Raw genomic sequence first — 21127 nt, 5'->3', positions numbered from 1 at the left:
CGGCGGCGGGTGCCCGGGACGCCGCCGGCCAGCAGGGCGGCGAGGGCCGTGCGGTAGTCGGCGCCGCGGAAGCGGAACGGGCCCAGACCGTGGTACCCGTTGCGTTCCAGGTCGGCGTGTTCGTCGGTCTGCCAGGCGAAGTCCCGCCAGATGTAGTCCTCGCCGTCCCGCTCGATGGCGGCGGTCACCGCGCCGCAGGCGAGGTCCTCGCAGTCGGGGCAGCCGTAGACGATGTACCGGCCGGACGGCAGCGGTGCCTCGGTCTCCAGCAGCAGACTGCGGACCTGGGCGGTGAAGATGGCGGGCGGGATGTCGGAGGCGAGCGGGGAGACGGCGTCGAGGTCGGAGAGGCGGAACAGCAGCGGACATCCGTCGACGACGAAGTCGACGAAGTCCCGGTGGACCTGGTAGTCACCGCCGGAGAGGAGTCCACCGGCGCGGATCGCCGGTGTCAGGCCGAAGGTCGCGTACTCGGCAGGCATGGGGTGAGTATTCCCGCAGCGGGACGCATCTGAGCACGGCATGACATATTCCGCTAACGTCCCCGCATGGAAAGCGAACCGGTCTTCGATGTCCGTGTGGTCGGCGGCGGGGTCGTCGGGCTGACGACGGCCGTCGTCCTCGCCGAGCGGGGCGCACGGGTAGGGCTGTGGACGCGCGACCCGGTCGAGCGGACCACCTCGGCGGTTGCCGGGGCATTGTGGTGGCCGTACCGGATCGAGCCGGTGGCGTCCGCGCACGCGTGGGCGCTGCGTTCGCTGGACGTGTACGAGAAGCTGGCCTCGCGACCGGAGGTCACCGGCGTACGGATGGTCGAAGGGGTACTGGGCGAGACCACCCTGGACGAGGCCGGCGCCTGGGCCGCCGCGCGGCTGCCGGGACTGCGGGTGTCGAGCACCGAGGAATACCCCTGGGGACCGGGTGTGTGGGCCCGGCTGCCGCTCGTCGACATGTCGGCCCATCTGCCCTGGCTGCGGGAGCGGTTCGTGGCCGCGGGCGGGGTGGTGGAGGAACGCGCGGTGACGGACCTCGCCCGGGCGGACGCCCCGGTCGTGGTGAACTGCTCGGGACTGGGGGCGCGCGACCTCGTGCCCGATCCCGCGGTGCGTCCGGTACGGGGGCAGCTGGTCGTGGTGGAGAACCCCGGGATCCGCACCTGGACGGTCTCCACGGCCGCAGACGGGACGACGGCGTACGTCTTTCCGCAGCCGGGGCGGCTGGTGCTGGGCGGTACGGCGCAGGAGGACGACTGGTCCCTGGAGCCGGATCCGGCTCAGGCCGAGGCGATCGTGCGGCGGTGCACGGCGTTGCGGCCCCGGATCGCGGGGGCGCGGATCCTGGAGCACCGGGTGGGGCTGCGGCCCGCCCGCGACACCGTCCGCATCGCACGCGAGCCGCTCCCGGGCGGGCGGACGCTGGTGCACAACTACGGCCACGGCGGCGCGGGCGTCACCGTGGCCTGGGGCTGCGCGGAGGAGGCGGCGGAGCTCGCCCTGGGGTGAGGCGGTGGCGCGGCCCCGGAAACGGACGGGCCGGCCGCCCTCTCGGAATCGGGGGCGGCCGGCCCGTCCACCGCTGCCGGTGACGGCCGGAGCGGCCGGCGGCGGTCAGGGTTGGGTCGGTGCCTCGTAGTGGTTGCCGACCGGGTCGCCCTCCACGTCCGTACCGGCTCCGGGGCCGATACGGAGTTCGAATTCGCCGTCGTACTTCGTGTGACCCGCGATGACGGCCAGGTCGACCGCCTCGGAACCCACCTCCCTGCGCACGATGGCCGGGTCCCGGCGCAGGTCGCGCATGAGCGCCACGCACATCAGGAGCATCACGACGACGAACGGGGCCGCCGCGAGGATCGTGATGTTCTGCAGACCGGTCAGCGCGTCGCCCTGGCCGCTGCCCACCAGCAGCATGATCGCGGCGACCGCTCCGGTGACCACTCCCCAGAACACCACCACCAGGCGTCCCGGTTCGAGCGCCCCCTTCTGCGAGAGCGTGCCCATCACGACCGAGGCCGCGTCGGCGCCCGAGACGAAGAAGATGCCGACGAGGAGCATCACCAGGAGGCTCATGGCCGTGGCGATGGGGTAGTGCTGGAGCACCGCGAACAGCTGGCCCTCGGGCGTCGCCTCCTTACCGAGCCGGCCCTGTTCCTGGAGCTTCATCGCGGAACCGCCGAAGATCGCGAACCAGAGCAGGCTGACCGCACTGGGCACGAGGATGACCCCGCCTATGAACTGCCGGATCGTACGGCCCCGGCTGATGCGGGCGATGAACATGCCGACGAACGGCGTCCAGGAGATCCACCACGCCCAGTAGAAGACGGTCCAGCTGCCCAACCAGTCCGCCACTCCCGCGCCGGCGCTGGCCTCCGTGCGGCCGGCCAGGTCAGGCAGGTCGCCCAGGTAGCCGAAGACGGAGGTGGGCAGCAGGTCGAGGACGAGGATCGTCGGACCGGCCACGAGCACGAACAGGGCGAGCACCAGGGCCAGCACCATGTTGGTGTTGGACAGCCACTGGATGCCCTTCTCCACGCCCGACACCGCGGAGGCGACGAACGCGGCCGTGAGCACCGCGATGATGCCGACGAGCAGCCCTGTGCTCACCTTGGCCAGCCACCCCAGCTCCTGCATGCCGGAGCCGATCTGCAGCGCGCCGAGTCCCAGGGAGGCCGCCGAGCCGAAGATGGTCGCCACGATCGCGAGGATGTCGATGAAGCGCCCCGTAGCGCCGTTCGCGTGCTTCGAGCCGATGAGCGGGGTGAAGACGGCGCTGATGGTCTGCCTGCGGCGTCGGCGGAAGGTGCTGTAGGCGATGGCGAGGCCGACCACGGCGTAGATCGCCCACGGGTGGAGCGTCCAGTGGAAGAGCGTGGTCGCCATGGCCAGTTCCATGCGGTCACCCGAGTCGGCCGGATTGGTGCCCGGCGGTGGCGTGGTGTAGTGGGCCAGCGGCTCGCTGACGCCGTAGAACATCAGGCCGATTCCCATGCCCGCGCTGAACATCATCGCGACCCACGACACGGTGCGGAACTCGGGTTGCTCCCCCTCGGCGCCCAGACGGATCCGGCCATAGCGACTGATGGCCAGCCAGAGGGCGAAGACCACGAAACCGGAGGCGGCCAGGATGAAGGCCCAGCCCCCGTTGCGGATCAGCCCGGTGAGCGCGCTGCTCGAGACGTCCTCGAGCGATTCGGTCGCGACGGCACCCCAGACGACGAACGCGACGGTGAGCACCGCCGTGACACCGAACACCACCCGGTCGGTCCGAGGGCGCTCACGGTCCGGGAGGCCCGCCTCCGAGCCTGGTAGAGGCCCCGCCGTATGGTCCTTGTCGCTGTGCTGGTCCTTCGTCACGGGCGGCACCTTTCATCAAGCCACTGGGCGGAGAATCACTCCCCCAGCCATGGGACTACCACCTTTGGCGCAAAATTCACCTCTCCAGCGGTCACGTTCCTGCCAACCGACGGACGGATGGTGATCAAAGGGGTCACACATCCGCCCGAGTCGGCGATCGGTCGTGCGCGAGGGCGTGACCGGCAGCGCGCGGGTCACTCGGCTCCGGACCCACCTCCTCCTTCTCCCGGAACGCGCTGGACGGTGGGTGCGGGACGTACGCCGTCCCGGACGGCGGCATCCGGCCCGGACCCGGTGGGCGCGCCCGCCGCGGCGCGGGCGAAGGCGGCGGTTCCGCCGGTGACCGGAACGCGCACGGAGGTGCGGGCGAGGTCGAGGGTGAGGGTGGGGGTGTCCGCCGGGGGGTCGATCAGGCCACGGTCCGTGCCCGCGACGATCAGGGCGAGACGGTGGCCCTCGGGGACGACGTGGTCGGTTGCGGCCAGGTCGAGGGTGAGGGTGTAGCGCTTGCCCGGGGTGAGCGGGGCGCCCTTGCCGTCCGAGGCGTGGTTGCCCAGGTCGGCCCAGCCCCGGCTGACGATCGTGTGACCGACGTCGGCGGTTCTGGCGCGGGTCTCCCGGTAGCAGGCGCTGTCGCCCTCGGTGCTCGCGCCCCAGCAGGTGCGGTCGGTGAGGGTGGTGATGCCCTCGCCCGCGGCGGCGTAGTCGCGGATGGTGTCGGGGCCGAGGTCGACGAGGACGGCGGACAGGTGCGCCGTGGAGGCGCTGGGGGTCACGGTGACGGTGGCCTCGGAGGCGCCGGACACCCGCAGGTCGCGGGAGAGCGGCCCGGTGACGAAGCCGGCCTTGTCCGGTGTCGAGGTGTCGATACGGGCGGCCCAGTCGGTCTCGCCGAGGTCCGGGTCGTCGGTGAACGTCTCGGTGCCGCGGCCCTTGCGCAGGCCCAGCGTGCCGACCCCGTCCTCGCTGCCGTGGGCGGGGCGCAGGGTCACGGGGCGGGTGTTGCGCGGCGGCCAGCTCTTCGAGGTGACCCAGTGGTCGGGCCGGCGCTCGATGTCGGCCATGGGCTCGCGGTCGATGCCGTTGTCGAGGCCGAGGAGTTCGTGGTCGAACCAGCGGTGCAGGGTGTCGACCCAGTCGGCGCGGCGGAAGTCGAACGGGTCGACGTGTCCGGTCTGGGAGAGCCAGATCTTGCGGTCGACGCCGTTCTTCGCGAGAGCGTCCCACCACGGGCCGACGTGCTGCATCCGTACGTTGAGGTCCTGCATGCCGTGTACGAGGAAGACGCTGGCCTTCACCTTCTTCGCGGCGCGCACGTAGTCGCGTTCGGTCCACAGCGGTGTCAGGTCGCCGGTGCGCGGGGCGCCGTCGACGAGTTCGCGCTGGACCGCCCCGCACCGGGCGCGGGCGTCCGGGCTCTCCACGTAGTTCGACAGCCAGTCGGGACCGGAGTCGTAGAGCGGGGCGCCCTTGGTGAAGTAGTAGTCGTACCAGGAGGAGATGGCGGCGATCGGCACGATCGTCTCGAGGCCCTCGACCCCGGTGGCGGCGACGCCGTTGGCGATGGTGCCGTCCCAGCTCTTGCCGATCATGCCGGTGCGGCCGTTGGTCCAGCCGGCGTCCGCCCGCTCGGCGCCGGTGCGGGTGGTGTAGGCGGTGCCGCGGCCGTTCAGCCAGTCGACGACGGCCTTCGCGGACCGGATGTCGGAGCGGCCGCCGACGTCCACACAGCCGTCGGAGCGGTTGGTGCCGGCCAGGTCGACGCCGACGACGGCGTAACCGCGCGGCACGAAGTAGTTGTCGTAGAACAGCGGCATCCGGACCACGTCGCCGTTCGCGTCGTACGTCTTGCGCTCGCTCTCGTTGCCGCGCCCGCAGCAGGAGTAGTACGGGCTGGCGTCCATGATGACGGGGACCTTCCGGCCCCGCTGCGCGGGTTCGGAAGGGCGGACGATGTCGACGGCGACCCGGTCGGTCCGTCCGTCGCCGTCCTCGTCGAGTCCGGTGTCCACCCAGACGGCCTCGCGGATCGCGTCGTCGTAGGAGTGGACGGGCCGGCTCTCGCGCGGCGCGGCGCCCGCCGCGGTCGCCGGCGCGGGGGTGAGCAGCGTGGCCGCCAGGGCGGCCAGGGCCACCGTCACGAGCGGTCTCCAGGTCGTGAAGCGCGTGCGTATCGGCATGCGCGGACGGTATAACGGTCAACTCGTGTGCAGAAGGGGGCATCTGACGGATCGTGGGCGCGCGAGCGGAGCCGGGGACCGGAAACCGGCCCGGCGTGCGGCGTGCGGCGTGCGAGGGCCGGTACTCGAGGGTGTACGGGCGGAGAGGCAACGGGGGCGGCGCAGGGGCCGTACGGGCGCTCAGTCCCCGTGGTCGTACACGGTCACCGGTATCCCGCGCCGGACCAGCCGCTCGGTGATCAGCGGTTCGACGCGCGACCACCGGCCTCCGGCCGGCCCGCGGCCGATGCGCGGCATGTGCACCGAGGCCCCGAGCGCGATCGCGTGATCGCCGACGACGGCGAGCGCGCGGTCGATCGCCTCGTAGCGGACCGGGGCGCCCTTGCTCCCCATGGGGGTCCCCCCTGCTCATGGGGATGCCCCCGCTCGAGCGAGGCCGAGAGTGGGGGAGGAGCCGAGAGCTCGGGGCATCACGCCCCGCCGGCCGATCATGTTGGCCACCTGGACGTACCGCTCCACGGGGACCAGCTGGACCGCGCCCAGGGCGAAGTCGTTGGAGGCGCGGCCACGGTGCCAGGCGCGGTACGCGGCCTCCGGCTCGCTCCAGCGGCGGGACAGGGCCAGGACGAAGCCCTTTCCCCAGCCCCCGATGTCGTTGCAGACATACGCGATGATCTTGACGCCCTTCACCGACGGCGCGGTGGCGTCACCCCTGATGTAGGTGATCCCCGTGATCTCCGGCATGGCGCCACCGCAGGCGCCGGCACTGACACTCGGGGCGGGTGGCTCGGGGCGGATGAGGTGTCGCCCTGCTGGTGAGACAGTAATACTGCTGTGCATGACGACCGACATCGAGGAGCCGGCCCTCACCATCGACGAACTGGCGGCGCGGGCCGGGGTCACGGTGCGGACGGTCCGGTTCTACGGCAGCAAGGGACTGCTCCCGCCGCCGGTGATCGGTCCGCGCCGGGTCGGCCGCTACGGGCGGGAGCACCTGGCCCGGCTGGCGCTGATCGAGGAGTTGCAGCGGCAGGGCATGACATTGGCGGCCATCGAGCGCTATCTGGGACAGCTGCCGCCGGATCTGAGTGTGCGGGACCTGGCGATCCAGCGCGCGGTGGTGGCCTCCTGGGCGCCCGACACGGTGGAGAGGGTGTCGCGCGGGGAGTTGGAGCGACGGGCGGGACGGGCGCTGGGCGACGAGGATCTGCGGCGGCTGGCGGCGCTGAACGTCGTCGAGCGGGACGGCGAGGACTTTCGGGTCGACGCGGGGCTGTTGCGGCTCGGCGTCGAGCTGCTGGACGTACCGCTGACGCACGAGACGATCCTCGAGGCCCGTGCGACGCTCACCGAGCATGCCCGCGCGGCCGCCCAGGAGTTGTCGCGGCTGCTGCGGGACGCGGTGGCGGAGCGGGACCCCCGTGACGTGAAGTCGCTGTCCGCCCATATGCATCCGCTCGTGGTGCAGGCCCTGCTCACGACCTTCCAGCGGTCGCTGCGCGAGGAGCTGCGGGAGTGGCTGGACGGCGGGGAGGACACGGGGACGGCGGGAGCGGGAGGCTGACGCTCCCGTCCCCGCCGTCCGGCCGCGGGTGCCGGAGGGTCAGCGGCCGTCCGTGAACCGCTCCCCCTTCTCCGCCTTGTCCACCAGCAGTGCCGGCGGCGCGAAGCGCTCGCCGTACCGCTCGGCGAGTTCACGCGCGCGGGCCACGAATGCGGGCAGCCCGGTCTCTCCCCCGGCGCCTCCCTCGTAGCCGTTGATGTACTGCAGGACGCCGCCGGTCCAGCCGGGGAAGCCGATACCGAGGATGGAGCCGATGTTGGCGTCGGCGACCGAGGTCAGCACGCCCTCCTCCAGGAGCCGGACCGTGTCCAGCGCCTCGGCGAACAGCATCCGCTCCTGCATGTCCCGGAACGGGATCTCGTACCCCGGTGTGGTGAAGTGCTCGCGCAGGCCGGGCCACAGGACGTCGCGCCCGCCGTCGTCCTTGTACGTGTAGAAACCGGCGCCGCCGGCGCGGCCGGGGCGGCCGAACTCGTCGACCATCCGGTCGATGACGGCCTCGGCGGGGTGCGCGGTCCAGGTGCCGCCGGCCTCCTCGACGGCCCGCTTGGACTCGCTCCGGATCTTGCGCGGCAGGGTGAGGGTCAGCTCGTCCATCAGGGAGAGCACCTTGGCGGGGTAGCCGGCCTGGGCGGCGGCCTGTTCGACGGAGGCGGGCTCGATGCCCTCGCCGACCATGGCGACGCCCTCGTCGATGAAGCGGCCGATGACCCGGGAGGTGAAGAAGCCGCGGCTGTCGTTGACGACGATCGGCGTCTTCTTGATCTGCCGGACCAGGTCGAAGGCGCGGGCGAGCGCCTCGTCGCCGGTCCGCTCGCCCTTGATGATCTCGACGAGCGGCATCTTGTCCACCGGCGAGAAGAAGTGCAGCCCGATGAAGTCGCTCTGTCGTTCGACGCCTTCGGCGAGGGCGGTGATGGGGAGGGTGGAGGTGTTGGAGCACAGGAGCGCGTCGGGGTCGACGACGTCCTGGATCTCCTGGAACACCTTGTGCTTGAGGGCGGTGTCCTCGAAGACGGCCTCGATGACCGCGTCGCAGCCGGCCAGGTCCCCCGCCTCGGCGGTGGGGGTGATCCGCGCGAGCAGCGCGTCTGCCTTCTCCTGGGTCGTCCGGCCCCGGGAGACGGCCTTGGCGCACAGCTTCTCGGAGTACGCCTTGCCCTTGGCGGCCGCTTCAGGCGTGACGTCCTTCAGGACGACGTCGATGCCCGCGCGTGCGCACGAGTAGGCGATGCCGGCGCCCATCATCCCGGCGCCGAGCACGGCGACCTTGCGGACCGTGCGGGGCTCGATGCCCTGGGGGCGGTTGGCGCCGGAGTTGACGGCCTGGAGGTCGAAGAAGAACGCCTGGATCATGTTCTTCGACGTCTGCCCGGCGGCCAGCTCGACGAAGTAGCGGGCTTCGATGACCTGAGCGGTCTCGAAGTCGACCTGGGCGCCCTCGACGGCGGCGGCGAGGATGTTGCGCGGCGCCGGGTAGGGGGCGCCGTTCGTCTGCTTGCGCAGGTTGGCCGGGAAGGCGGGCAGGTTGGCCGCGAACTTGGGGTGGGAGGGGGTGCCGCCCGGAATGCGGTAGCCGGGCCGGTCCCAGGGCTGGGCGGACTCGGGGTTCGCGTCGATGAAGGCGCGGGCCTTGGCGATCAGTTCCTCGCGGGTGTCGGCCACGTCGTCGACGAGGCCGTTCTCCAGGGCGCGCCGCGGGGTGTACTGGGTGCCCTGGAGGAGCACCTTCAGCAGGGCGTCGGCGATGCCGAGCATCCGGACGGTGCGGACGACGCCGCCGCCTCCGGGGAGCAGGCCGAGGGTGACCTCGGGACAGCCGATCCTGGAGCCGGGCGCGTCGAGGGCGATCCGGTGGTGGCAGGCGAGGGCGAGTTCGTAGCCGCCGCCGAGGGCCGCTCCGTTGATGGCCGCGACGACCGGCTTGCCGAGGGTCTCGATGCGGCGCATCTGGCGCTTGATCGCCATGCCGCCGTCGAACAGGTCCTGCGCCGTCTCGGGGGTGACCCTGATCAGGTCACGCAGATCGCCGCCGGCGAAGAAGGTCTTCTTGGCGGAGGTGAGGATGACGCCGCGGATGCCGTCCTTTTCCGCCTCCAGGCGGTCGGTGATCACGGCGAGGGAGTCACGGAACGCCTGGTTCATGGTGTTCGCGGACTGGTTCGGATCGTCGAGGACGAGGGTGACGACGCCGGTGTCGTCCTGTTCCCAGCGGATGGTGGGGGTGTCGGTCATGACAAGGTCTCCGTAGAAGTCGCTCGGCGCTCGGGTCGCTCGGGTGCGGGTTCCGCCGGGGTTTCAGAGGCGCTCGACGATGGTGGCGATGCCCATGCCGCCGCCCACGCACAGCGTGGCCAGGCCGTAGCGCTTGTCCTGTCGCTCCAGCTCGTCGACCAGGGTGCCCAGGATCATCGCGCCGGTGGCGCCCAACGGATGACCCAGCGCGATGGCGCCGCCGTTGACGTTGACCTTGTCCAGCGACAGGCCCATGTCCTTCACGAAGCGGAGCACGACCGCCGCGAAGGCTTCGTTGATCTCGACCAGGTCGATGTCGTCGATGGTCAGCCCGGCCCTGGCGAGCGCCTTGCGGGTGGCGGGTGCGGGCCCGGTGAGCATGATGGTGGGCTCGGAGCCGGACACGGCCGCGGAGACGATCCGGGCCCGCGGGGTGAGCCCGTAGCGCTCGCCGACCTCCCTCGTGCCGATGGCCACGAGGGAGGCGCCGTCCACGATGCCGGAGGAGTTGCCCGCGTGGTGGACATGGTCGATCTTCTCCACCCAGTGGTACTTCTGCAGCGCCACCGCGTCGAAGCCGCCCAGCTCGCCGATGTCCGCGAAGGACGGCTTCAGCCCCGCCAGGGAGTCGGCGGTGGTGCCCGGGCGCAGATGCTCGTCGTGGTCCAGGACGACGAGTCCGCTGCGGTCCTTCACCGGGACCACGGAGCGCGCGAAGCGGTTCTCCTTCCAGGCGGTGGCAGCGCGCTCCTGGGAGAGGGCCGCGTACTCGTCGACGTCCCGGCGGGTGAAGCCCTCGAGGGTGGCGATGAGGTCAGCGCCGATGCCCTGCGGGGCGAAGTTGGTGGCGAGGTTGGTCATGGGGTCGTTGAACCAGGCGCCGCCGTCGGAGGCCATCTTCACCCGGGACATGGATTCCACGCCGCCGGCCAGGACCAGGTCCTCCCAACCGGAACGGACCTTGGCCGCGGCCAGGTTGACCGCCTCCAGACCCGAGGCACAGAACCGGTTCTCCTGGACACCGGCGACCGTGTCGGGCAGCCCGGCCGCGAGGGCGGCGATCCGGGCGATGTCGGAGCCCTGATCGCCCACCGGGCTGACCACGCCCAGCACGACGTCGTCGACGGCCGCCGGATCGAGGCCCGGGAAGCGATCGCGGATCTCGTGGATGAGGCCGACCACCAGGTCGACCGGCTTCGTGCCGTGCAGGGCGCCGTTCGCCTTGCCACGCCCACGCGGGGTGCGGATCGCGTCGTACACGTACGCTTCGGTACTCACGGGGATGCCTTTCGCTGAGGATCTCGGGGCGCGGATCGCTGAGGATCTCGGGGCGCGGATCGCTGAGGATCTCGGGGCGCGGACAGCAGCCGGGGGACGTCCCAGTCGCGGGCCACGTCGTCGGTGTCGGTGCCCGGCCGGGCGGGCCCGGTGCGGACGCTGGTGGGAGTGGCGGAGAAGCGCGGGGCCGGTGCGGGCTGGGTGATGCCGGCGTGGTCGGTGAAGGTGCCGCGGGCGGCGAGGTGCGGGTCGTGCGGAGCCTCGCGCAGCGACAGGACGGGGGCCACGCACGCGTCGGAGCCGTCGAAGACGGCGGTCCACTCGTCGCGGGTGCGTTCCTTGAAGCGGGCGGTGACCCGCTCGCGCAGGGCGGGCCACCGGATGACGTCGAGGCGGGCCCCGGAGAGCCCGAGCCCGAGCCCGTCCCCGTCCTCGTCGCCGTCCTCGATGCCGAGCAGCCGCAGGAACTCGTCGTAGAACTGTGGTTCGAGCGCGCCCACCGCCATGTGTCCGCCGTCGGCCGTCTCGTACGTGCCGTAGTACGGGCAGCCGCCGTCGAGGAGGTTGGCTCCGCGCCGGTCCTGCCAGGCTCCGGCGGCGAGCATGCCGTGGATCATGGCGGACAGATGGGCGGTTCCGTCCACGATGGCGGCGTCGACGACCTGCCCGGTGCCGCCCAGGCGCGCGTGGTGCAGGGCGGCGAGAACGCCGACGACGAGGTAGAGGGAGCCACCCGCGTAGTCGCCGAGCAGGTTGGCCGGAACGGCCGGCGGCCGGTCGGGACCGCCGATCATGCCGAGGGCGCCGGTGCGGGCGATGTACGCGATGTCGTGCCCCGCGCGGTCCGCGAGCGGCCCCTGCTGACCCCAGCCGGTCATCCGGCCGTAGACGAGGCCCGGGTTGCGGGCGTGGCAGTCCTCGGGGCCGACACCGAGGCGCTCGGCCACACCGGGGCGGAAGCCCTCGACGAGGATGTCGGCGCGCTCGGCCAGGTCGAGGACGCGGTCGGCGCCGTCGGGGGCCTTCAGGTCGACGACCACGGAGCGCTTGTTGCGGTTGGTGACGTCGTACGCCGGGTCGACACCGAGTCCGGGGCCGCCGGGGCGGTCCACACGGACGACGTCGGCACCCAGGTCGGCCAGGAGCATCGCGGCGAACGGGCCGGGGCCGATCCCGGCCAGCTCGACCACCCGCACGCCGGTCAGCGGCCCCTGCCCCGGCGACCGCGCGGGTGCGGGTACCTGTGCCTCCGTCATCACACCCCCAGCTTTGACACAACTGATGTCACACCGATGATGCTAAGAACACCTTCCGCTCAGCACAAGAGCGGGCGAGCAAGCGCTTGGCCACTGTTCGCCACTGTACGGCGCGGCCCGTACTCCCGCCCGGCTCAGGTGCCGTCCGCTTCCGCCACCGGACGCTTCGACGCAACGGTGCGGCAGGTCTCCTCCACCCGGTCGCGGAGCAGTCGGCGCCGGGCACGCCCATCGGCACCGGCTGGGCGGCGGGGAAGGGGGACGGTGACGAGAGGGGACGATGGAGCGCGGACCCGCAGGACGTCAGCGGCAAGGAGCCGGGTGGCTCCACCGGTCCGGAGCGTCGCGCCTCTCCTAGAAGGGCCGCTCCAACACCGTGTAGATCATCCCGGCGATCCAGCCGACGCCCGCCAGGACGGCGAGGGCCAGCCCGAAGGCCATCGCCCGCCCGGTGGGCCGAACGGTGGGGTCAACCGGCTTGAAGGAACGGCATGTTGTCATGCCTTCAGCCTGCCGATCGAGTGGCGGTCCGGCATCCGTACGGGTACTCAGGTGTACGTACCCGGTTCGCGTCGCCCCGCATCCGCCCGCGGCGGCACCGAGTGGGGACTTTCCGGTACCGGATCCGGGCCGGTCGTCGACACTCTCCGCACAAGTGCCAAGAGGGAGTTCAACTGGGATCTAGTGCCGCATCAGGCAACGTTCGCCCCGCCGTGACCGGTCAGTGGCAGAGACGACGCGGCGGGGCGAGGCACGGCCTCATGTGCGGGAGCGAGCTTAGCCGGGTGTTTTTTGCCCCGGCTCTCACTCGAAGTCACGGGCAGCGGTGAGGCCTTCGATGAACGACCGGAAGTCCGAGGCGAGGACCAACTCTATGTCGAGGTCCGCCTCGAACCAGGTGACGCACGGTTCCCCGTGTCGGCCGCAGGCCCGGTAATCAAGCCCGATCCAGCACGGTCCGTCACCCGCGACCAGAACCACCGCGGCGGGCAGCCCCCATTCCTTGACCAGGTATGGACTGTCGAGCAGGGAAATTGTTCCCTCGCGACGGCCGATGCCCATCACGCTGTCGAACGGAACGTGGTCGGCGCTCCATGAGGTCGGCTGGCTCGTGGGGAAGGCATTGCGGCTGGCCGCGACCTGGCCCCCGTTTTGATGGCGCAGTAGGTCGAGCAGGGAACTGGGGAGCGTGACGTTCAGCAGACGCTGGGTCTCCGCAATCGCCTGGTCGGTCAGGGCCGACTGCACTGCGTACTCGCTGCTGGTGTCCCACAGGAAGCGCTGGAGATCCTCAAAGCGTGTCACGAGCAGCATCGTAGGAGCCACGCCCCTCGGTTACCTTCCCGCCCGGTTGCGGACGGCCAGAATGCTCAGGTGGCTGAACGGGTGCGGGTCCGCGAGATCGATGACGATGAAGGTCGGCGGCTGCTGCGGATCATCCGCAGGGGCAGCGGCTCGGTGGTGACGTGGCGGCGCGCGCAGATGGTGCTGTTGTCTGCGCAGGGCATGCCGGTGGCGAAGATCGCCGAGGTGACGTTCACCAGTCCGGACCGGGTCCGGGATGTGATCCACGACTTCAACGCGGACGGGTTCCAGGCGCTCTACCCGAAGTACAAGGGAGGACGTCCGCGGACGTTCACGCTGCCCGAGCGGCGTGAGATCAAGAAGATCTCCAAGTCCAGGCCGGCCGAGCATGGCCTGCCGTTCTCGGCCTGGAGCCTGGCCAAGCTGGCGGACTTCCTGGTCGCCGAGGGGGTGGTCGACGACATCAGCCACGAGGGCCTTCGGGTCCTGCTCCGCGAGGAGGGCGTCTCGTTTCAACGCCTGAAGACCTGGAAGACCTCGAAGGACCCCGACTACGCGGCCAAGAAAGCCCGGGTCGAGCACCTCTACGCGATCGCTGACGGCGAGGTGATACCCGAGGATGGGGAGCCCGGAGTCATCTTCTGTATGGACGAATTCGGGCCGCTCAACCTCCAGCCCCATCCCGGGCACCAGTGGGCCGAACGCGGCGGCAAGCACAAGGACCCGACGCGGGAGCCCAGGCCGAGGCGGCGGGCGACCTACACCCGCCCGCACGGGGTCAGGCATCTGTTCGCCGCCTACGACCTGGGCAAGGACAAGCTCTACGGGCACATCAAGGAGACCAAGAACCGGTCGAAGTTCCTGGAGTTCTGCCGCTACCTGCGCAGCCTCTACCCGGCCGACGTGCGCATCGCCGTCGTCTGCGACAACTTCTCCCCGCACTTGACCACGAAGCGCTGCCGCAGAGTGGCGGACTGGGCGGCGGCCAGCAACGTCGAGATCGCCTACACCCCGACCAACAGCTCCTGGCTCAACCGCATCGAGGCACAGTTCACCGCCCTGCGCTACTTCACCCTCGACGGCACCGACCACGCGAGCCACAAGGAGCAGGGCAGCATGATCCGCCGCTACATCATCTGGCGGAACAAGAACGCCCAGGACGAACACCTACGCGAGGCCGTGAACAGGGCGAACGTTGCCTGATGCAGCACTAGCCAGGAATCCCGGCCCTTTAGGGCTCGGGAGGAATGGCTTCTCTGGACTGCTCTGACGCCCGCGTCACAGCGGGCGTTTTTGCTGCTCGATGTACTCCTTGACGACGGACAGCGGTGCTCCGCCGGCGGAGGCCGCGAAGTATGAGGGTGACCAGAAGTGCGCGCCCCACAGGTACTTGCGGATGTGATCGGCGTACTCCTTGCGGAGGTAGTGGGCGGATACGCCCTTGAGTGATCCGACCAGCGTCGACAGCTTGATCTGTGGCGGGTAGTGGATGAGGAGGTGGACGTGATCGCGCTCGCCGTTGAACTCGCGCAGTTCGGCGTTGGCCTTCTCGCAGACCTCCCGCATGACCTCTTCGCAGCGCGTCAGGATGTCGTCGGTGAAGACTCCGCGCCGGTACTTCGGGACAAAGACCAGATGTGCGTGAAGCATGTGGACGACGCTGCGGCCTGTGCGGATATCGGGGTTTGGTTCCCATCGAGGTGACATAGACACGATGCTACGATGATGCGTGTGAAGCTCGTCGTGCAGGTTCGCCTCATGCCGACGCCCGAGGTGGCGTCGGCACTTGAGTGCACCCTGCGCACTGCGAACGACGCGGCGAACTGGCTGTCGCGCCAGGCGCACGAGCGGGGTGAGACCTCACGCAAGGCGTTGCAGGGCTTCGCCTACCGTGACCTGAAGGACCGGGGACTGTCTGCGCAACCCGCGCTGCACGTGTTGCGGAAGGTCGCCGATGCCTACACCACTCTGCGGGCCAACATTCGCAGCGGGAACCTTGGCAAGCCAGGGTCGAAGCGCCGCAGCAGGGTAGAGGGAAAGCCGATCGGCTTCCGGCCGGACGCGGCACAGGCGTATGACGACCGGTGCCTCAGCTGGCAAGTGGATGAGCAGACCGTCAGCATCTGGACCACCGCTGGACGTATCCGGGGCGTACGGTTCATCTGCTCCGAGCAGACCCATAAGCTGCTGGCCGAGCGCCGCAAGGGCGAGTCCGATCTTTTCCACCGTGACGGCATGTGGTTCCTCATCGCCACGTGTGAAGTCCCCGAGTCCGAGCAGCGTGAGCCGACCGATTTCCTCGGCGTGGACCTGGGCATCGTCAACATCGCCACCACCTCGGACGGGAAGCTCCACGCCGGACGAGAGCTGAATCGCTACCGCAAGCGGCAGCTTGCCCTGCGGGCGAAGCTCCAGAAGAAGGGCACCAAGTCCGCCAAGCGGGTCCTCAAGCGGCAGCGCCGCAAGGAGCAGCGCAAAGCGACCGAGACCAACCACATCATCTCCAAGCGCATCGTGACCGAGGCTGAACGCACCGGGCGCGGAATCGGCATGGAGGACCTTGCCGGTATCCGCCAACGGGTACGGCTGAGAAAGCCCCAACGGGTCGCGTTGCATTCCTGGGCCTTCGCCCAGCTCGGGCGGTTTGTGGAGTACAAGGCCCGCCGGGCCGGTGTCCCCGTGCTGTTCGTCGACCCCGCCTACACCTCCCGCATGTGCGCGGAGTGCGGATACACGGACAAGCTGAACCGCCTCTCTCAGAGACGGTTCGCGTGCCAGTCGTGCGGATTCGTTGATCACGCCGACCGCAATGCCTCTCGCAACATCCGTGCACGCGCGTGGCAGTTGTGGCGAAGCGGGGCGGAGTCACACGCCCCCGCACCCACTTAGGGTGCTGGACGGAGGAGACCACCCAGCAGCCAGTTGGGCTCTACCTCCAAGCCTGACCCTTCAGGGCCGGGTAGTTGACTGGAACACTTGAAGGCATGCGATTTCTTCTCGAAGTGGGCATGGACAACGAGGCGTTGACGAAGGACCCCGTGGGTGAGCTGGGGCGGATCCTGCGCTACTGGGGTGGGAATCTGCGCCACTACCCGATGACGGCCGGTGACGGGTCGGAGATCTACGACTCCGAGTACCGCGAGGTGGGCCGTTGGCGCATCGAGCAGGGCGGGGGTGACGAGCGGGAGGGAGCCGCTTACGACGCTGGGGGCAATGGCACCGGGTCCTGCCGAGTTCTGACGCTGCGCGACGTTGAAGGTGAACATGGCGGCGTTGCTGTCGACGGTGACAGCTTGGTGTGAAAGGACCCGGGAGGTCGGCCAGGGTGACGTAGTGCTTGACGACACCCTGCCACCTGCCGCGCCAGAGCAGGGAGACGATAGTCACGTGGCCATCAACCTGCAGGTTTTCGCGGACTACTGCCAGATCCATGTCTTGGACGAGGACTCAGAGACCGATCTCGGTGAGGTATGGACAGAACAAGCTCTACTTGACCGACTTGGCGTTGCCCGAGACGCTCTGGTCATCGGGACTGAGGTCAACGTCCATGTCGCGGTCAGCGTGGATCTCCTGGCAAGTGAGCCGGACGGCGACAGCACCGAATTCGATCACGTCGTCGAGGCGAGCCTCCATGTTCCCTCGGGGCGCTTGGTGGTGATGGGCTGCACCGACTACCTGCCTGAAGCACCACGATTCGAAGCCCCCGCCGGTTGGATCCGGGTCCGGGCATCGCGAGGGAACCTGGCCAATGCGTTTCGTGCGGACATCGAATCGGATGAGACTCCCGAGACCACCGAGCAACTGCGGCTGCAAGCGTGGCCGGCACCACCGACTGACCCACAGATCATCAAACGATGGTCGCAGCCAGCAGCATAGAAATCGTCGCCCACCGATGGATTGCCGCTCCCGTGTTCACCACGTCGTCGTACACGAGACGCGGCCAAGTCGCGGAGGCCGCCCAACGCGTGACGGGGTAAGGCCGCACAGGTTGGGTGAGTTGTGAAGATGACCTGGGCCCGTGCGGCCTGTTCCCATCCTTCCTTGTCCGGGGTCTCTCGCGCACACTTCGGCGAGTTGCTCGAAGAGCTCGCGCCGAGGTGGGCTGCGGCCCGGGAGTCCGCGCTGCGCAAGCGGCGCGGCGGGGAACGCAGGCGGGCAGCGGGTACCGGATGCAAACAGAAGCTGGTCTTCATCGATCGGCTGCTGGCCACCCTTGTCCATCTGCGGCTGGGGCTGCCACATGCGGCACTGGCCGAGCTGTATGGGGTGGACCGCTCCACCATCTCCGACGCGATCCGCGAGGTCCGCCCGCTGCTGGCATCCCGGGGCTTCGCGGTGTCCGACCGGCCCGGGCTGCGGCTGCGCACACTGGAGAACGTGTTCGCCTACGCCGACGCAGAAAGCGTCGGCCTGCGGATCGATGGCACCGAGGTACAGGTCCGCCGCCCGTGCGCGGGACGCCCCGGACGTAAGGCGTTCATCTCCGGCAAGAAGAAGCAGAACACCATCAAGACCACCACCTGCAGCGACGACCAAGGCCGCACCTTGTTCAGCGGCGTGGTCCGGCCCGGCCGGATGCACGGCCAAACCGCCGTGCGCACCGAGGGCATCGCCGAGCAATTCCGCCAGCACCCGACGGTGGAAGCCGAGGTTGACGAGGGCTATCGGGGTCTGGCCAACGAGTTCCCCGCCCAGGTCAGCGCCCCGCCGAAGAAACTGAATGGCGACGCGGCCCTGAGCGAGCAGCACGCCTGGCGCGAACGGCGTCGCCGCCAGGTGTGCTGCTCGGATCTGCGTGGAACACACCCACGCCGAGTACAAACAGTGGCGGCCTCTGCAGCGGTTCACCGGTCGCCGCGAGACCTATACCGAGACCCACCTCGCGGTCGCCGGACTGGTCTCCGACCGCTCCGCCCGACGGGCAACCCGCCACAAAACCAGCACCGAACTGGTCCTCACCCGACCAATCGCCTGCTGATCAACCACCAGCCGGACCGCCAGGCCAGCACGCCCCAGCGTCAATTTTCCCCAAAGTCGTTAGGGCCTGTCCGACGGATCGAGTCGGGCTCGCGGGCCCCGGTTTCCGGTCCGGTCCGGACGAAAGACCCGGGTCCGCACCCGGATCCGCGCCCACCGCCTCCCGGAGGGCCCTGCGGCACAGGGCGTCCGCCCGGCGGGTGGTCTCCGGGAGGCGGTGGGCGGGGGTCAGCGCGAGGGTGTGGGCGCAGGCGTTGGCGAGGCCGACACGGTGGCCGACCGAGACGAAGACCGGCTTGACGGAGTCCCTGGTGCGCAGGGCCCGGCCGACCTCCTCGGTGCCGGCGAGCAATGGGGCCGTGCTGCCGCGCGGGGTCGCCGGGGCCGTGAAGGTGAAGGTGAAGGGGTTCTTGGCGACGCCGATCGTCGGCAGGCCGGTGAGGACCCCGAGATGGTTGGCGAGGCCGAAGCGGCGAGGATGGGCGAGCCCGTAGCCGTCGCAGACGACCAGGCCCGGCGGGCACGGCAGGGCGTCGAGGGCGGCCAGCACGGTGGGGATCTCCCGGAAGGCCAGCAGGCCGGGCACGTACGGGAAGGAGATCCGGCCGACGGCCGTCGCCTCGGCGACGACCTCGAGGCTCGCCCCGTCCAGGACGACGGCCGCCGCCGCGACGAGGTCCCGCTCGTCGTCGTACGCCACGTCGACCCCGGTGACCCGGCCCGTCCCGGGCGGTGGGCCGGGCTCGTCGAGCACCACCCGTCCGCTCAGGCCGTCCTGGACGGCGCGGGCCGCTCCCTCGGTCGTGGGCCAGCCGTCGGGGATGCGTACGCTCGTCATGATGGCGACGAGCCTACGGGTCCGGAGGACTTCGCGCGTCGGAGCTGACTCCTGCTCACGTCCGGCCGCCCCCCGCCCCGCTGCCTCTGGCCTCCTCGTCCCGTGAACCGGCCCTGCGTCCCGCTCCCGCGCACCGGCCTGTCACCCTCCCGGGTGCTTGACACATACGGCACCCCGTACATGCCGCATGCAACACCCGTCCCGGGGAAACCTGATCACACCGGCACAGGAGGGCGGTGACAGAGGTCACGCTGTTCCGGTGGGCACGGATTGGCCGATTCCGTCGTCTCTTTGAGTAGCCCGCCCTATCCGCCCGGAAGCTGTCCAGCCGTCACGAGGGAGCAAGGCGTTGTCCACCGTCATCGAGCAGCCCGTCGAGGCCCGTCTCGTCGCCGCCGCGCCGCGGATGGCAAGTATTCCCGCCACTCTGCATTACGACCGGAGCGATCCGTTCGCCGTCCGCATGTCCTTCCCCGCTCCCGCCACCCTGGAGGGCGTCGAGGTCTGCTGGACCTTCGCCCGCGAGCTGCTCACCGCGGGGCTGGACGAGCCCGAGGGCCACGGCGACGTCCGCGTGCGGCCGTACGGCTACGACCGGACCGTGCTGGAGTTCCACGCTCCGGAGGGGACCGCCGTCGTGCACGTCCGCTCGGGCGAGATACGCCAGTTCCTGGAGGCGACCAGCGAACTCGTGCCGGCCGGTCTGGAACACCTCCAGCTCGACCTGGACCACGATCTCGCCGAGCTGATCCGCGACGCCTGCTGAGCCGCGGCCGCCACCCGCGACAGTCATCCGCGACAGCCACGCCGGAACAGCCGCGACGAGCGAGCCGACCGAGCCGCGACACGTCACGGCGGCGGTCGGGGGCCGTCGAGCTCCCGGGATGAATGTTTGCGGATCGCCGGCCCTCTTGACAGCCTGCGATCATGAGTACCCCCCACGACCCCGTCCACGGCTCCTCCCCCACTCCTCCGGCGGAAGGCTGGATCACCACCCCGCTCACCGGGGAGCTGCTGCGCGGCGCGCTCGAGCTGGAGCGGACCGCGCAGGGCGTGCAGCCGCACCGCTTGCCCGCCCGGGCCCGCGCGCAGGCCGCCGACGGCCAGCTGGCCATGGCGGAGGCGCAGCCGTCCGGCGTCCGGCTGGTGCTGCGCACCCGGGCCACGGCCGTAGAACTGGACGTGCTCCGCACCAAGATGGCCTACGAGGGCGCTCCGCCCCGTCCGGACGGTGTCTACGACCTGCTGATCGACGGAGAACCGGCCGGGCGGACCCATGCCCCCGACGGCAACGTCATGCTGATGGACATGGCCACGGGCTCCGCCGAGCTGCGGCCGGGCCCCGTGGGCACGGTCCGGTTCACCGGGCTGCCGGACCGTGACAAGCGCGTCGAGATCTGGCTCCCGCACAACGAGATGACCCGGCTGGTCGCCCTGCGCACCGACGCCCCCGTGACACCGGTGGCCCCCGGGGACCGCAGGGTGTGGCTGCACCACGGCAGCTCGATCAGCCACGGCTCCAACGCCGCGAGCCCGACCACGACCTGGCCGGCGCTGGCCGCCTCGCTCGGCGGGGTGGATCTGGTGAACCTGGGGCTGAGCGGCAGCGCCCTGCTCGACCCGTTCACCGCGCGGGCCATGCGGGACACGCCCGCGGACCTGATCAGCGTCAAGATCGGCATCAATCTGGTCAACACCGATCTGCTGCGACTGCGCGCCTTCGCTCCGGCGGTGCACGGCTTCCTCGACACGATCCGCGACGGCCACCCGACGACGCCGCTGCTGGTCGTCTCGCCCATCCTGTGCCCCATCCACGAGGACACCCCGGGCCCGAGCCTTCCCGACCTCAGCACCCTGGACGAGGGCCGGCTCCGGTTCGCGGCCATGGGAGATCCCGAGGAACGGGCCACCGGGAAGCTGACCCTCAACGTCATACGGGAGGAGCTGGTCCGCGTGGTGGAGCAGCGGGCGGCCGACGATCCGCATCTGCACTACCTGGACGGCCGGAAGCTGTACGGCGAGGCGGACCACGCCGAGCTGCCGCTGCCCGACGCGCTGCACCCGGACGCCGCCACGCACCGTCGCATGGGCGAGCGCTTCGCGGAGCTGGCCTTCGGCACCGGCGGGCCGTTCACCGGCTGAAC

Annotated in this window: 16 protein-coding genes and 5 pseudogenes; 10 read left to right on the top strand and 11 right to left on the bottom strand. The window is 70.4% G+C overall.

The annotated features are described in order from the left end of the window. Positions 1–572: pseudogene (locus AOK11_RS25805) on the bottom strand (oxidoreductase); the annotation flags it as partial. Here AOK11_RS25805 and AOK11_RS25800 point away from each other — a divergent pair. Next, a complete protein-coding gene (locus tag AOK11_RS25800; RefSeq protein ID WP_055596117.1) occupies positions 549–1502 on the top strand; it encodes an FAD-dependent oxidoreductase in 954 nt (317 codons plus the stop codon). The pseudogene AOK11_RS25805 and the gene AOK11_RS25800 sit on opposite strands and share 24 nt — an antisense overlap. A 105-nt stretch (positions 1503–1607) precedes the next feature. On the opposite strand, the gene AOK11_RS25795 is transcribed toward AOK11_RS25800, so the two are convergent. The 3 genes and pseudogenes from AOK11_RS25795 to AOK11_RS25785 all read right to left on the bottom strand — a co-directional run bounded on the left by AOK11_RS25795 (position 1608) and on the right by AOK11_RS25785 (position 6265). Next, positions 1608–3350 (bottom strand): BCCT family transporter, encoded by a 1743-nt coding sequence (locus tag AOK11_RS25795; protein WP_055596116.1) that lies wholly within the window; start codon positions 3348–3350, stop codon positions 1608–1610. Positions 3351–3544: 194 nt separating this feature from the next. Further along, on the bottom strand, positions 3545–5530 hold the full coding sequence (locus tag AOK11_RS25790; protein ID WP_055596115.1) for a Xaa-Pro dipeptidyl-peptidase: 1986 nt from the start codon (positions 5528–5530) through the stop codon (positions 3545–3547). A 180-nt stretch (positions 5531–5710) separates the two neighbouring features. Continuing rightward, positions 5711–6265 (bottom strand): annotated as a pseudogene (locus AOK11_RS25785) (macro domain-containing protein). 103 nt (positions 6266–6368) lie between these two features. Between AOK11_RS25785 and AOK11_RS25780 the strand changes: the two are divergent. Beyond that, complete coding sequence (locus tag AOK11_RS25780; RefSeq protein ID WP_055596114.1) at positions 6369–7094, top strand: MerR family transcriptional regulator; 726 nt, start codon at positions 6369–6371, stop codon at positions 7092–7094. 39 nt (positions 7095–7133) lie between these two features. Here the strand turns inward: AOK11_RS25780 and AOK11_RS25775 are convergent, their stop codons facing one another. The 5 genes from AOK11_RS25775 to AOK11_RS25760 all read right to left on the bottom strand — a co-directional run bounded on the left by AOK11_RS25775 (position 7134) and on the right by AOK11_RS25760 (position 13168). After that, positions 7134–9329, bottom strand: coding sequence for a 3-hydroxyacyl-CoA dehydrogenase NAD-binding domain-containing protein (locus AOK11_RS25775; RefSeq protein ID WP_055596113.1), 2196 nt, complete (start codon positions 9327–9329; stop codon positions 7134–7136). Between the two features lie 63 nt (positions 9330–9392). Further along, on the bottom strand, positions 9393–10607 hold the full coding sequence (locus tag AOK11_RS25770) for an acetyl-CoA C-acetyltransferase (RefSeq protein ID WP_055596112.1): 1215 nt from the start codon (positions 10605–10607) through the stop codon (positions 9393–9395). Next, the gene (locus AOK11_RS25765; protein ID WP_055596111.1) at positions 10604–11863 is read right to left on the bottom strand and encodes a CaiB/BaiF CoA transferase family protein; all 1260 of its coding nucleotides are present in this window, start codon (positions 11861–11863) and stop codon (positions 10604–10606) included. The genes AOK11_RS25770 and AOK11_RS25765 overlap by 4 nt, the downstream gene beginning before the upstream one ends. Positions 11864–12217: 354 nt before the next feature. After that, on the bottom strand, positions 12218–12364 hold the full coding sequence (mmpA, locus tag AOK11_RS43550; protein ID WP_095534363.1) for a morphogenic membrane protein MmpA: 147 nt from the start codon (positions 12362–12364) through the stop codon (positions 12218–12220). Between the two features lie 303 nt (positions 12365–12667). After that, positions 12668–13168: an SMI1/KNR4 family protein gene (locus AOK11_RS25760; protein WP_206188924.1), complete on the bottom strand. Its 501-nt coding sequence runs from the start codon at positions 13166–13168 to the stop codon at positions 12668–12670. 69 nt (positions 13169–13237) lie between these two features. Between AOK11_RS25760 and AOK11_RS25755 the strand changes: the two genes are divergently transcribed. Further along, positions 13238–14371 (top strand): IS630 family transposase, encoded by a 1134-nt coding sequence (locus tag AOK11_RS25755; RefSeq protein WP_055596110.1) that lies wholly within the window; start codon positions 13238–13240, stop codon positions 14369–14371. A gap of 75 nt (positions 14372–14446) precedes the next feature. Here the strand turns inward: AOK11_RS25755 and tnpA are convergent, their stop codons facing one another. Next, positions 14447–14875, bottom strand: coding sequence for an IS200/IS605 family transposase (gene tnpA / locus AOK11_RS25750; protein WP_079035079.1), 429 nt, complete (start codon positions 14873–14875; stop codon positions 14447–14449). A gap of 15 nt (positions 14876–14890) precedes the next feature. Here tnpA and AOK11_RS25745 point away from each other — a divergent pair, with 15 nt between their 5' ends. From AOK11_RS25745 to AOK11_RS46470, 5 genes and pseudogenes are all read left to right on the top strand, one after another. Next, positions 14891–16057: an RNA-guided endonuclease InsQ/TnpB family protein gene (locus AOK11_RS25745; RefSeq protein WP_055596109.1), complete on the top strand. Its 1167-nt coding sequence runs from the start codon at positions 14891–14893 to the stop codon at positions 16055–16057. Positions 16058–16152: 95 nt separating this feature from the next. Further along, positions 16153–16332: pseudogene (locus AOK11_RS25740) on the top strand (hypothetical protein); the annotation flags it as partial. A 223-nt stretch (positions 16333–16555) separates the two neighbouring features. Then, the gene (locus AOK11_RS40575) at positions 16556–17044 is read left to right on the top strand and encodes a hypothetical protein (protein ID WP_079035078.1); all 489 of its coding nucleotides are present in this window, start codon (positions 16556–16558) and stop codon (positions 17042–17044) included. A 129-nt stretch (positions 17045–17173) separates the two neighbouring features. After that, a pseudogene (locus AOK11_RS25735) lies at positions 17174–17860 on the top strand (transposase); the annotation flags it as partial. A 103-nt stretch (positions 17861–17963) separates the two neighbouring features. Further along, positions 17964–18146 (top strand): hypothetical protein, encoded by a 183-nt coding sequence (locus tag AOK11_RS46470; protein WP_326756040.1) that lies wholly within the window; start codon positions 17964–17966, stop codon positions 18144–18146. 150 nt (positions 18147–18296) lie between these two features. Here the strand turns inward: AOK11_RS46470 and AOK11_RS25730 are convergent. Continuing rightward, positions 18297–18983: pseudogene (locus AOK11_RS25730) on the bottom strand (endonuclease V); the annotation flags it as partial. 349 nt (positions 18984–19332) lie between these two features. Here AOK11_RS25730 and ssgD point away from each other — a divergent pair. Both ssgD and AOK11_RS25720 read left to right on the top strand, forming a co-directional pair. After that, positions 19333–19749: a spore wall synthesis regulator SsgD gene (gene ssgD / locus AOK11_RS25725; protein ID WP_055596108.1), complete on the top strand. Its 417-nt coding sequence runs from the start codon at positions 19333–19335 to the stop codon at positions 19747–19749. Between the two features lie 161 nt (positions 19750–19910). Continuing rightward, entirely contained in the window at positions 19911–21125 is a 1215-nt protein-coding gene (locus AOK11_RS25720) for a GDSL-type esterase/lipase family protein (RefSeq protein ID WP_055596107.1), read from the top strand. Positions 21126–21127: the final 2 nt, after the last annotated feature.

The sequence above is a fragment of the Streptomyces hirsutus genome, assembly GCF_001418415.1.
GTDB lineage: Bacteria > Actinomycetota > Actinomycetes > Streptomycetales > Streptomycetaceae > Streptomyces > Streptomyces hirsutus.
Note: the sequence above shows the minus strand (reverse complement) of the source record. Positions and strands in the feature narration are given on the sequence as shown.